This window comes from Synergistota bacterium (assembly GCA_021159885.1).
GTDB lineage: Bacteria > Synergistota > GBS-1 > GBS-1 > GBS-1 > AUK310.
Map to the genome: position 1 here is coordinate 1 of JAGHDO010000009.1, position 11,454 is coordinate 11,454.

The 11,454-nt window shown below is 44.5% G+C and carries 13 protein-coding genes; all 13 read right to left on the bottom strand.

Annotated features, from left to right (window positions below; genetic code table 11):
* Positions 1 to 1,298 (bottom strand): sodium-dependent transporter (locus J7M13_00500; GenBank protein ID MCD6362472.1); only part of this gene is annotated, 1,298 nt, incomplete at its 3' end.
* Between the two features lie 85 nt (positions 1,299 to 1,383).
* Positions 1,384 to 2,313, bottom strand: a complete 930-nt coding sequence (locus J7M13_00505; protein ID MCD6362473.1) for a D-alanine--D-alanine ligase — start codon at positions 2,311 to 2,313, stop codon at positions 1,384 to 1,386.
* The gene (locus J7M13_00510) at positions 2,314 to 3,294 is read right to left on the bottom strand and encodes an ornithine cyclodeaminase family protein (protein MCD6362474.1); all 981 of its coding nucleotides are present in this window, start codon (positions 3,292 to 3,294) and stop codon (positions 2,314 to 2,316) included.
* Positions 3,295 to 3,314: 20 nt separating this feature from the next.
* A complete protein-coding gene (locus J7M13_00515; protein ID MCD6362475.1) occupies positions 3,315 to 4,460 on the bottom strand; it encodes an FAD-binding oxidoreductase in 1,146 nt (381 codons plus the stop codon).
* Positions 4,457 to 4,735, bottom strand: coding sequence for a (2Fe-2S)-binding protein (locus tag J7M13_00520; protein MCD6362476.1), 279 nt, complete (start codon positions 4,733 to 4,735; stop codon positions 4,457 to 4,459). The genes J7M13_00515 and J7M13_00520 overlap by 4 nt, the downstream gene beginning before the upstream one ends.
* A gap of 16 nt (positions 4,736 to 4,751) precedes the next feature.
* A complete protein-coding gene (locus J7M13_00525) occupies positions 4,752 to 5,237 on the bottom strand; it encodes a 4Fe-4S binding protein (protein ID MCD6362477.1) in 486 nt (161 codons plus the stop codon).
* Between the two features lie 4 nt (positions 5,238 to 5,241).
* A complete protein-coding gene (locus J7M13_00530; protein ID MCD6362478.1) occupies positions 5,242 to 6,336 on the bottom strand; it encodes an FAD-dependent oxidoreductase in 1,095 nt (364 codons plus the stop codon).
* Positions 6,333 to 6,644, bottom strand: coding sequence for a (2Fe-2S)-binding protein (locus tag J7M13_00535; GenBank protein ID MCD6362479.1), 312 nt, complete (start codon positions 6,642 to 6,644; stop codon positions 6,333 to 6,335). The genes J7M13_00530 and J7M13_00535 overlap by 4 nt, the downstream gene beginning before the upstream one ends.
* Positions 6,645 to 6,658: 14 nt before the next feature.
* Entirely contained in the window at positions 6,659 to 7,804 is a 1,146-nt protein-coding gene (locus J7M13_00540) for an FAD-binding oxidoreductase (protein ID MCD6362480.1), read from the bottom strand.
* A 6-nt stretch (positions 7,805 to 7,810) separates the two neighbouring features.
* Positions 7,811 to 7,993, bottom strand: coding sequence for a MoaD/ThiS family protein (locus tag J7M13_00545; GenBank protein ID MCD6362481.1), 183 nt, complete (start codon positions 7,991 to 7,993; stop codon positions 7,811 to 7,813).
* A gap of 83 nt (positions 7,994 to 8,076) precedes the next feature.
* Positions 8,077 to 9,906 carry an aldehyde ferredoxin oxidoreductase family protein gene (locus J7M13_00550; protein ID MCD6362482.1) on the bottom strand — a complete coding sequence of 610 codons (1,830 nt, stop codon included), beginning with the start codon at positions 9,904 to 9,906 and terminating at the stop codon, positions 8,077 to 8,079.
* A gap of 15 nt (positions 9,907 to 9,921) precedes the next feature.
* On the bottom strand, positions 9,922 to 10,311 hold the full coding sequence (locus tag J7M13_00555) for a 4Fe-4S dicluster domain-containing protein (GenBank protein ID MCD6362483.1): 390 nt from the start codon (positions 10,309 to 10,311) through the stop codon (positions 9,922 to 9,924).
* A 105-nt stretch (positions 10,312 to 10,416) separates the two neighbouring features.
* On the bottom strand, positions 10,417 to 11,412 hold the full coding sequence (locus J7M13_00560) for an AI-2E family transporter (protein MCD6362484.1): 996 nt from the start codon (positions 11,410 to 11,412) through the stop codon (positions 10,417 to 10,419).
* Between the last annotated feature and the right edge of the window lie 42 nt (positions 11,413 to 11,454).

Genomic DNA, 11,454 nt, shown 5'->3' on the forward strand with positions numbered 1-11,454 from the left:
AGAAGAACGAACCATACCGGAATAAGATAAACGAGTATATCCCACCAGGCGCCTACTTTCATGTCACTGTTCTTATTCATTATTTCCCTTGCCTTAGAAACACCGGTCTTGAAGACCGCTATTGCACAAAGAAGACCGCTAATCATAAGCCCAACTCCCCAAACCCAGTCCTGATTGTTAAGAATGGTAATATTAGCCGAGGAGGGAAGACCAAGTATGAAACAGAGAATTCCTACCCATAGGGCTGCCTTCTTTCTTGACCATCCAGCGTCTCTGAAGAGTCTTATTCCAAGCTCAAGCATTGAGAGCTCTGAGGAGAGCGCTGCAATGGTTAGAGCAAGGAAGAACAACGCAGCAAAAACGACACCCGCAGGCATCTTGGAAAAGAGAGCAGTTAAGTATATGAAAGCCAAACCGGTGTTCCCAGAACCCACTGCTTTGTGTGCCGCTTCGATTGAGGGAGAGAGAGCAAAAATAGTTCCTATTACCGCAAAACCAGCGAATATGGAAGCGGAGTTATTGCCAAAGCCGGTCATAAAGCTGTTTAAGACAACGTCTTCCTTCTTAGATGTATAAACCATGTACGTTAGGAAGAGTCCCCATCCTGCTCCGGTTGACCATGCTGACTGAGAGAATCCTTCTAACCATGTCTTCGCAGTAAGAAGTCTCTTTAAATTGGGTGAGAAAAGATATTTGACGCCCTCACCAGCTCCTGGAAGGGTCAAAGCCCTAATAGCAAGAACTGCGAGAATGATGAATAGCATCGGTATAATTACCTTATTAGCAAGCTCGGTTCCCTTGCTGATACCACGATAGATGATTATTGTTGCTATAAGCATGGCAAGGAAATGGAACAATATCATTTGAGAGGGACTGGACGAGAAAGCCTTCCACATGCTCTCCGCGACTTTTACATCTACCCCAGCTCCACCGATCTTTCCGCTGAGAGCATAAACAAAGTATCTAAGACACCAGCCCATAACGACAGCATAGTAGAAAGCTATAGCCAGGGATATCCACGCGAGAAGCGCTCCTACCCAAGCATATCTTTCTCCCATCCATTTTTTGAATGCTCCAATACATCCCATTCTCGTTTCCCTACCAAGAAGCCCCTCGATCATCAGAACAGGAATGGACCATACTAATAACGCCACTATCCAGGCGACCATAAAGGAACCTCCGCCATTGGCAGCGGATACTCGTGGGAATCTCCATATGTTCCCAGTTCCTATGGCCATACCGAGAGCTGAGAGAATCAGCCCCCATCTTGATGTCCATTGCTCACGACCATTTCCCATTCCCGCATTCACCCTCCTTTCCTGGCGATTGGTTTGTTAGCTTTAGAGAAAGATACCGCCTTTTAAGGAAAGCCTCTTTCTCCTTTCATTTACCACCTCCTTTCTCTAAAGCTAAGTTTATAAGCTTTAGTAGAAATTCCCCAAATGTATATCCAGCTGCCTTTGCCGACATTGGTACCAAGCTCGTGGATGTTAAGCCGGGAGCAGTGTTTACCTCAAGAACATAGACCTCATCTTGAGTTGCTATCATATCGATCCTCGCATATCCACTTGCGTAAACTGCCTTGTAAGTTCTAAGCCCGATTTCCTTCGCTCTCTTATAAAGATCATGCGAAATAGAAGCTGGAACGATATATCTCGTTTTTCCAGGAGTGTATTTTGAAGAATAATCATATAGCTCGCTTTCACGAGGTATAATTTCTACAATGGGAAGTACCTCAGGGGTATCATTTCCATAAGCGGTAACCGCAAGCTCTCTACCATTAATATAGGGTTCAATGAGCGCTTCTTCATCCAACTTGCGTATTTCTTTGAGGGCTACGATGTATTCTCTTTCAGTATTTATCTTGCGAACTCCTATAGTAGACCCCAAGGAAGCAGGCTTGATAATAAAGGGGGGATCCCCTAAGAGCCTGAAGAGATCCCCCCACTTAGGTGCATCAATCAACCTAAAGCTAACAAAGGGAGGAGTAGGGATAGAAAGGGCTTTAAGCAAAAGCTTGGTTGTTGGTTTATGCATACATATCGCGCTCGTCATTATTCCAGGTCCTGTATATGGAATTCCCATCGCCTCCAGCATTCCTTGAATTCCTCCGTTTTCTCCCAATCCTCCGTGAAGCGCTATGAAAACCACATCAACTTGCAAAGAACAAAGCTTCAGAAAGAAATCACCAATTGCGTCTATCAAGAAGACGTCTACACCTTCTTCAGCCAGAGCTTTAGCTACCGCTTTTCCACTTCTTAAGGAAACTTCCCTTTCGGGGGAAACCCCTCCATAAAGAACGGCAACTCTCACTTAGTCAAAGAATCCCTTGATTTCTGTCCCTACGCCTTTTTCACGAGCCCTTTCATAAATTAGCTTCCCAACGACAACATCTTCAACCGCTATGCCAACGGTCTTAAAGAGGGTTATATCGGTTTCGCTTTTCCTTCCCTGGGCTCTTCCCAGAAGAATCTCCCCGAGCTCAACCATATCTTCCTTCTTAAATGCAGAAGCATTAAGAGCTTCTATAAGATCCCCCGCTTCTGCTAAAACAGCATCTTTCGAATCTACCGCTATTACAGAAGCTCTTCTGAAAACATCAGCATCAAGTTCCTTCATATCAAGAGCATGCGATCCTATGGCATTAACGTGCGCTCCTTCTTTAAGTAGCTTTCCTTTAAGGAAAGGTTCCCTCGAAGGTGTTGCCGTAATAACAACATCGGCTTCGGGCAAAACGCTCTCATAATCTTCCACAAATTTTACATCTATGCCGAGAAGCTCTTTCATCTCCGCCTCATACTTTCTTGCTCTTTCGGTATCGATATCGTATACATATGCGAGCTCTATATTCCTTACCGCATATAGAGCTTCAAGCTGGCTCTTTCCCTGAACGCCTGCTCCAAAAACCATAGCTACCTTCGCATCTTCTCTTGCAAGTACATCAGCAGCTGCTCCCCCCGCTGCTCCGGTTCTCAGGGCGGTAACATAGCCCCCCTCTATGAGGGCTAAGGGTATACCCGTTTCCCCATCAAGCATCAAAACTGCAGCATATATTAAAGGCAATCCCTTAGCAATGTTTCCGGGGCAAACTGAAACTGCCTTCACCCCTACGCTTTTTTCTTGTGTTAGAGCCCCTGGCATAAAAAGGATTATGTTGTCATCTACCTTTATAGGAACCCTTAATGGAACGATAGCTTTTCCATCGGAGAAGGCAGAGAACCCGCTCTTTACAGCGTCAATAGCGTCCTTCATGCTAACAACCTTTCTAATATCCGCCCTTGTTATTATAAGCAAGAGTATCACCCCTTATTATATTATACTACTGCGGGTTCTCTAATCAACTCTCCCTTCTCAAATCTTCTGTAATTAAGCATATGAATTGGTATAGATGTCTTCCCCGTGAGTATAAGCTCGGCTATAAGCTTGCCAGTTATAGGACCGAACATGAAACCATGCCCACTGAAACCAACGGAGAGATAAAACCCCTCAACCTCATCGACTTCACCAAGGATCGGTTGAGCATCGGGAGTCATGTTGTAGGAACCTGCCCATTGTCTAACCACCCTTAGATCCCTAAGGGCGGGTAGAAGTCGGACGAACTTTCTCGCCATTTCTTCAAGGAAGGGCCAAGTTGAATTAACGGCATGGGTTTTCTCATGTTCCTCTGGGCCATAACCCATTATAAAGCTCCCATGTGGTCTTTGCTGAATATAGAAGTTACCAGAAAACGACATGAGCATTGATTCTGAAACCCTCTCTATGGGCTCGGTTACAAGTATCTCATGTCTCTCAGAGTAAGTAGGAATGTCTACGCCTGCCATTTTTGCTACTTCTTTTGAATATCCTCCGGCGCAGTTAACCACCACTCTCGTTGATATATACCCACGGGTTGTTTTAACTCCCTTTATCCTTCCATTTTCGACATCTATGTCAATAACCTCGGTAAACTTATAAATCTTAACGCCAAGTCTTTCTGCAGCCTCAGCATATGCAAAAGTAGTTAGCATAGGATCCGCATGTCCATCCCTCTGATGGAAAGTGAAGCCAACCGCTCCCTCCGTGTTAAGGACGGGGCAAATTTCCCTTGCCTCATCTTCACTTATAATTTTTGACTTTATACCAAGTTTATTCTGCAACTCGATGTTCTTCTTAAGCTGCTCAAACTCGCTTTCTTTATAAGCTATCATAAGATAGCCTCCTTGATGAAGTCCTATGTCCATGCCAAGCTCATCCGTGAGGTTCTCAAAGATCTCTATGGATGCAATTCCAAGCCTGCAGTTCATTTCCGTTCCCCACTGGGCTCTAATCCCCGCTCCGCATCTTCCAGTAGACCCGCTTGAAACGGTATTCTTCTCTATAACTACTACATCTTTACAACCCATTTTAGCGAGATTATAAGCCACAGCACACCCCTGTATGCCGGCACCCACTACGACTACATCAGCCGTACTCTTAATCATTCACCATCCTCCTCGCTCTGAGCAAGCACTCCAAGCTTGATAGGTCTTGTAGGAGGTCTGAAAGTAGGCATAGGGATATCCTCTATTTTCTTGCCCGTTAGACGCGCTATCTCTCTCATTATTAGATCCCTACAGGTTCTGCCTTGACAGGGGCCCATTCCAGCACGCGTTAATCTTTTTATCTCATCAGGAGTGGTATATCCCTTCTTTATAAGCTCCCTTATCTTGCTCAAAGTTACATCCTCACAGCGACAGATTACTACATCTTTTTCCATCTTTTCATCTGCCATCTTATCTCACCACCCTTATGTGTCTTACTTCCATAGCGAGGTTTTTGGGGACCGCAACAGATACAACCTTGGTCCCATCCTTAAATGGCTCAAATACATGCTTTACTCTACCCTTGCAAATAATCTTCCCTTCTCTATTCAGGCACTCAACTTCCTCTTCCTTTTCAGGCACTGGCACGAACTCATAGGGAAGCTTAACGAGAGCTTCATCTTCTGAGAAGGTCGTATCTATAACAAAGATAGCCAAGCCCGGACATTTAGCCACACAAAGAGAACACCCGGTGCACTTATCCCAATCTATCTTAGGAAGATCATTTATATCTTCAAATTCTAAAATAGCTCCCGTGGGACAAGCGGTATGGCAGGGATCGCAAGGAATGCGCTGAAAGCATTCTATAACCGCAACAGGCTTACTCTTTAATATCTCCTCGGGAGGGGTTATCTCTTTGATCTGTTCAGGGGTAGGAACTCCGGTTCTCTCAAGCATTAAATTACACCTCCTCAACCATGGCCTTCGGAAGACCCTGCCTTATCTTCTCAGTAACGGGACCTCTTCTTAAGCTGTCAAGCTGGCTCCAAAGCTTATTCAACCTTGCCTCAAAGTCTAGAACCTTATAGCCAAGGCTTGCTGCTGCACATAGCCCGGCTATTCTCCCCTCAACCATAGCAGTTGAGGCTTCCTCAATGGCAGAGGCGTCTCCGGCAACATATATATCTGGATGGGATGTCCTCATCTCTCTGTTTCGCACGGGGACGTATCCACCAAGCTCAGGTATAAACTTCATCTTACAACCAGCCTGCCAGAGAAGCTCGGTCAGGGGAGACAAACCTACTGCCAAGCAGATAAGATCCGCTTCTATGTATCTTTCCGTGCCTTCAATAGGCTGCCATTTTTCATCAACTTGGACGATTGTGGCTCCCTCAACGTACTCCTCACCGTGGATCTCCTTGACGGTATGGGAAGTATAAATAGGAATACCAAGCCTCCTTATCTTCGATGCATGTACGAGATATCCACCTATTCTCGGCATAGCTTCTACCACGCCCTGAACTTGAACGCCAGCTTGAGCGAGCTGATAACTTATTATAAGCCCGATATTACCTGCACCTATCATAAGAGCCTTTTCACCTGGTTTTACACCATAGACGTTCATCAACGTCTGAACCGCCCCAGCTCCGTACACTCCAGGAAGATCACAGTTAGGAACGGGAAGACTTCTTTCGTAAGCTCCAGTGGCAATAATAGCTTTCTTTGGTTTTACCTTGAAGTACTTTTCCTCTCCAGTTAGCGCTCCAAAAACGCCGTCGTCGGTGTAATATCCCGTTACAGTGGTATTAGTTATTACCTCGACTCTATCTTTATACTTTTCAAGCTCGTTTAGAAGAACGTTAGCTATTCTAAAGCCTCTCGTTCCCGCATATTCCTCCTTGGATCCAAAGAACTTATGCGTTTGCTTGACAAGCTGACCTCCGAGCTTTAGGCCGTCGTCTATTATGAGAACCTTAGCACCAGCAGCAGAAGCTTCTATAGCCGCGCTAAGACCTGCCGGACCTCCGCCTACTATCAATATTTCCACGCTCTTCAACGCAGATCACCTTTCCCTTTCTGAGTTTCTACCTTCATTCCCTCTTTAAGCGGCGTGATACACACCCTTACATTAGGCTTACCATCTACCACCATGAAGCATGAGGAGCACTTTCCAACGGCGCAGAAGAACCCTCTGGGTCTCTTAAGAAGTATGCTCCTTCTGTAAACCTTAATGCCGTTGGCATGAAGAGCAGCAGCTATAGGCTCTCCCTCGTAACCCTCATATTCCTTACCATCAACGAAAAACTTAACCTTTCTGCCATGTTGATATTGCAGAATAGGATGTTCCTTGATCCAACCCGCCATTAGCCTCCCTCCTTCTATATGCAAGCTGGTTCAGGAATCAGTTTACCTGTCTTGAACCTCTCTATATAGAAGGGGCTTATATCTATGAAGGGTTCTTCTCCGAGGATGACCTCAGAGAGAGCCCTACCTATGGACGGAGCGAACTGAAGTCCATGACCGCTCCATCCAAGGTTGAGATAGAACCCCTTCACATCCGTGGGGCCCAGTATGACCTGAGAGTCAGGTGTAATATCGTAAAGCCCTGCCCACTGCCTTACAACTCTTACCTCTTTCAAAATTGGCATTTTGCTAAGTATCTTCCTTGCAGCTTCTTCAAGAAACTGCCAGCTTGCGTTCTGCTTCAATCCCTTGACCTCATGTGGATCTCCTATTCCCAGCATGAAGCCACCAGTGGGATTTTGCTTCCAGTAAGAACCGTCATCCAGACAGAGAATCATACAGTTAAGTGTTCTTTCCAGAGGTTCCGTTATAAGAATCTGATGCCTTTCTGAATACATAGGGATATCTATGCCCGCCCACTTGCCTATCTCCTTGCCCCATGGGCCTGCGCAGTTTACCACCACCGGCGTGGAAATAAAGCCTTTATCGGTATAAACTCCCTTTATCTCTCCATCTTCCATTTTTAGGCCAGTGGCTTTCGTGTAAGTATATATCTCAACGCCGAGCCTCTGTGCTGCTTCCGCATAAGCAATTGTTACATAGAAAGGATTAACATGACCATCTTTTTCACAGAAACTCGCACCTATCACGTCTTCAATATTTAAATGAGGAACTACTTCCTTAATCTCATCCGGAGAAAGTATTTTGGAGGGAATCCCTAAGCTATTTTGGAGCTCAACGTTTTTCTTAAGCTGTTCAAGTTGGCTCTCAGTATAGGCTATCCAGAGATAGCCTCCCTGCTCAAATTCAATAGTACCTTGATAACCAAGCTCTTCCTCGAGGTTCTCAAAGCACTGGATATTGTAAATGGCAAGCTTGCAGTTTATTTCCGTGCCAAATTGATGCCTTACCCCTGCAGCTGATCTGCCGGTTCCCCCATAGGTCAAGTACTCCTGCTCAAGTAAAACGACATCTTTGCATCCCTTTTTTGCAAGATGATAGGCAAGGGAACAACCATGCACCCCTCCACCAATTATCACAACATCCGCGTTTTTTTTCATTAAGCATCAACCCCCCGCAATAGGTGGAATAAGCACAATTTCTTCTCCTCCTCTTAGCAAATGGGTCTTTCCGGTCTTTTCACCATTTATTACAACAGCAGCTACTAAACCTTCTGGTATGCCAAGCTTACCGAGCAGATCTTTAACGGTGAGGGGAGCTTCAAGCTCCACTCTCTGTCCATGAGGCACATATTTCCTGAGGAGAGAGCTACCTGGCTTTACAATCACATGCATAGAAATAGAGTAAGGGGAAGGGGTTATACCCCTTCCCCTTACTCTATCACCTCCAAGCCAAGTTCCTTTATCTTTTCTGGCGTAGGCCTGCCGTTTTTATCCCAACCTCTGACTTCGTAGTAGAAATCAAGCAGCTTATCTACGTCCTCTTTGGGAACGAGCTTACCCTTGCTGGGACCGGTCGTTGCTGGTTCTTCCATCCAGCGCGCGGGTGGATAATCATACTTCCTTCCAAAATCTGGTATTTCCCTGATCGCGAAGAGTCTATTTTGATTCCAAGCTCTCTCAGCGGCTTTAAGAAGATCATTCAGAGAAGTCTCCCAACCGGTTACTGCGGTGTAGAGCTTTGCATAATATTCGAGATCTATTCCACACTCGACCCATGTAAATCTACATACACCAAGAGCATCGAACATGGGTCTAACATGCTGAAGATAAACGACCTTCTCAGCCTTATCCCTGGATATCTTATCTCTACCAACTTCTATATCATAAGTGATCGCCCAAGCTCTATTATGATGAGCGCCTATATCACAAGTTGCATACGCAAGAAGCATTGAGGGCGCCCAGTGAGATTCGTACGCACTAATCTCCATACCTTTAACCTGCATAGCAAACTTTATCGCATCTTTTCCAAAGCGTTCTGCTGCTTTCTTTGTCCCCTCTGCTAAGATATCACCTATACCCTCCCTTCTTGCTATCATCTCAGCAAGCTTGACAAACGCATCTATATCTCCCCATTTAAGCTCGAGTCCTCCAGTATCCTCCTTCGTTATTATCCCCTTCTCGTAGCACTCATTGGCAAAAGCTATTATTCCACCTGTAGATATGGTATCTAAACCGAGATCATCGCACACGTAGTTTCCATAGGTTACCTCATAGATAGAGGGCATAGTATTACTGCCACCTATCATTCCTATAGTTTCATACTCGGGGCCTTCAACGTAATACCTCTTACCGTTATACTCCACTACTGAGTACTTTCCACAGGCTATCGGGCAGAATCCACATGCTTTATCGTGAACGACTACCCTTTCTCTCATTGTTGGGCCGTTCATTTCCTTGTGTTTCTCATGATAACCCGTGCTAAAGTTTTTCGTTGGGAACGCACCTATCTCGTTAACCCAATCTACTACCATCGGGGTACCGTATTTCTGAAGTTCCGGAAAGACCTCGTTAGCCATGACGGACTTAAACATCTCTTTTCCAAGCTTGAGATATTCATCAAAGTTGGCTACGGGAATGCTCTTAGTACCACGTACTGCTATAGCTTTTATCTTCTTGGAGCCCATTACAGCTCCTATTCCAGTTCTTCCAGCCTCTCTACCAAAATCATGCCTTATAATGGCAACCTTAACCAAATTCTCTCCCGCAGGTCCTATAACCGCTATCTGAAAGTCCTCCCCCAGCTCCTCCTTAAGAAGCTTTTCCGTTTCTATAGTTCCCTTTCCCCAAAGATGTGAAGCATCCCTTATCTCAACTTTATCATCATCGATCACTATGTATACCGGTTTATCCGATGCTCCTTCGAATATAACAATGTCGTACCCTGCATACTTGAGCTCAGAAGCCATATGCCCTCCCATATTACTATCCCCGTATAAGCCGGTTAAGGGAGATTTGGCTGCAAAAGTTATCTTGCTACTACAAGGATGAAAAAGACCTGATAGCGGACCTGAGGCCATTACAAGCTTGTTTTCGGGACCAAGAGGATCAATGCCCTTCTTAAGCTCTTTATAAAGAATATAAGAAGCGAAACCTCTACCACCCAGGAATTTCCTCGCCATATCAAGATCTAACGATTCGGTTCTTATATCCCCGCTCGAGAGGTTTATCCTCAAGACCTTATTCATATATCCTCCTACCATGGTTCCATCCCTCCCTTAACCCTCGGTTATATAAAGTGCCTTTGTTCCACAATAGTTAACACACTCGCCACATAAATCACACTTTATAGGAGCGGTCTCAGCGGGATGCTTAACCATAGCATTTTCAGGACAGGCATCAACGCATACATAGCAACCAACACACTTCTCCTTATCAATTTTGTAAACGCCGTTTTCCTCGTATATAGCTCCCGTTGGACATACATTTGCACACTCACCACATTGTGTACAAGTTATAACTTGAAAGCCCGGTTCCGGCAAATTTGGCTTGATTATTAGAGCGCCTTTCTTGGGATTGTTTTCCTTGAAATGTACCAAAGTACATATAAGCTGACAAGTTTTACATCCACTACAACGTTCAGAATGCGCCGCTAAATACCGTGCCATACCTCTCCCCCCCTGTTTTATCTTGTTTTCAAGTTTCAAGCTATGTGGCTCAAGCCCCCCAGATATTGTATACGATAGTTTTCGGTTTGTAAAGCACCTTTTAGATCATTTAGCATCAAGAGCAGGCGTTAAGAATCTAATCCAGAATATTTTGAAAACAACAGCAGTTGGAACAGCTATAAGTGCGCCAAGAACCCCGAGGGTCGAGCTAAAAAACATGATCAGGAAGATTATCGCTACGGGATTTATTCTTATGTATCCCTCCATCAGCTTCAGGAAGAGTAGAAATGCAATCGTATGTATTATGATCACCCCTATTGCAAGAATAATGCTTGCTTTTAATCCGAGGGAAAATGTCATCAGAAAAAGGGGAACCATCTCGAGAAATACCCCAACTATTGGAATAAAGTTGGTGAAAATAGCCCAGAAGCTTAGGAGAATTGTATATTTGGAGCCCAAATAGGTTAACAATATCCCCATTGAAATTCCTACCGTGACTGCCACTATGACTATGGAAAATATGTACTGCCTTAGCTGGATATAGGTATCTCTTAAGAAAAAGGTCGCTTCGCGACGGCAACTTTTTGGAAAAATGCGGGGTATCCTTCTCCTTATAAACTGAAAGTGATATATCAGATATATAGATCCAAGGATAACATAAAACATAAAGGTAAATAGGTGAGGAGCAAATTTCGTTACGGCGGAGATTATGTCAGCGAGAAGCTTAAGAAGCTTTGGCTGAAAAGTTGAAACCAGCTGGGTTATTCTTATTCCAACATCGGGGGGCAATATTTTTTCCCACTCACGTTTTTCAAAGAACTTAGCTACCATTTCATAAAAGTTAGCTGCTTCTTTCATGAGAGATGGTATAAGGAATATAAGAAGCAATGCAAAGGAGAAGAAAAAGACTATAAGAGCTACCGCGTTTGATATTCTGCGAGGAAGCTTCAATGTTCTGCTTAAGAATATTGAAAATGGTTCTAAGAGAACGACGATGACCACTGTAGCAAGTATAGCGCTAAACACAAAAGGAAAAAAGAAGGCTACTCCTCCTATAAGAGCAGAATAAAATAGCAGAAACTTTATTAGAGTTTTATTCAAGATGGCTGTCCTCCCTTTACATATATGGGAGATAGATTGAAC

Excerpts from the sequence above, each read along its gene's own strand:
- J7M13_00540 (MCD6362480.1), bottom strand. The coding sequence starts at position 7,804 with ATGAAAAAAAACGCGGATGTTGTGATAATTGGTGGAGGGGTGCATGGT.
- J7M13_00520 (MCD6362476.1), bottom strand. The coding sequence starts at position 4,735 with ATGGAAAAAGATGTAGTAATCTGTCGCTGTGAGGATGTAACTTTGAGC.
- J7M13_00525 (MCD6362477.1), bottom strand. The coding sequence starts at position 5,237 with ATGCTTGAGAGAACCGGAGTTCCTACCCCTGAACAGATCAAAGAGATA.
- J7M13_00535 (MCD6362479.1), bottom strand. The coding sequence starts at position 6,644 with ATGGCGGGTTGGATCAAGGAACATCCTATTCTGCAATATCAACATGGC.
- J7M13_00555 (MCD6362483.1), bottom strand. The coding sequence starts at position 10,311 with ATGGCACGGTATTTAGCGGCGCATTCTGAACGTTGTAGTGGATGTAAA.
- J7M13_00515 (MCD6362475.1), bottom strand. The coding sequence starts at position 4,460 with ATGATTAAGAGTACGGCTGATGTAGTCGTAGTGGGTGCCGGCATACAG.
- J7M13_00550 (MCD6362482.1), bottom strand. The coding sequence starts at position 9,906 with ATGGTAGGAGGATATATGAATAAGGTCTTGAGGATAAACCTCTCGAGC.